Raw genomic sequence first — 518 nt, 5'->3', positions numbered from 1 at the left:
GTGTAGCACCAGGCCCAATTTGGACACCTCTACAGTTGGATCATGGACAACCACAGGATCAGTTACCTGAATTTGGCCAAAATTCGTTGTTACAACGTGCAGGACAACCAGCCGAGTTAGCACCTGTGTATGTTTTTCTGGCGTCGAACAAAGCAAGCTATGTAACAGCTCAAATTTATGGAGTAACTGGTGGAGAAGCAATCAATCTATAAGAAGTGATCAAACATTAGGAGGTGTCTTATGAATAAAGGATGGAAAACTTTAGCGATTGTAGTTTCACTGATTTTTATTACTGTGTTATTGCGAATATTATTATTGGGCAATCCTTATTTTAGTTTACCGTTTGGCTTAGATCGAAAAGAAAGATTTATTTCCTTCTTTTTCACGAATTATTTCCTACAACAATATCTTTTTTGGGCAGCAGCAGTTCTAATTATCTTTTTCCTTTGTATCATTCTAGTTATTATCTTCTATCCTAGAACAAAAGCTACTTTTGTTTTGAAAGAGGATAAAGGATC

2 protein-coding genes are annotated in these 518 nt (G+C 36.3%); both read left to right on the top strand.

Annotation, left to right across the window (positions count from 1 at the left end; all coding sequences use genetic code 11):
• On the top strand, positions 1–212 hold a 212-nt coding region (locus tag ES017_RS15275; RefSeq protein ID WP_171335273.1), incomplete at its 5' end, for an SDR family oxidoreductase.
• Positions 213–240: 28 nt separating this feature from the next.
• The coding region (gene amaP, locus ES017_RS15270) for an alkaline shock response membrane anchor protein AmaP (RefSeq protein WP_171335272.1) at positions 241–518 on the top strand (278 nt) is incomplete at its 3' end.

Source organism: Anoxybacillus sp. EFIL, assembly GCF_013096955.1.
In the GTDB taxonomy this organism is placed as follows: Bacteria; Bacillota; Bacilli; order Bacillales; family Anoxybacillaceae; genus Anoxybacillus; species Anoxybacillus ayderensis.
Note: the sequence above shows the minus strand (reverse complement) of the source record. Positions and strands in the feature narration are given on the sequence as shown.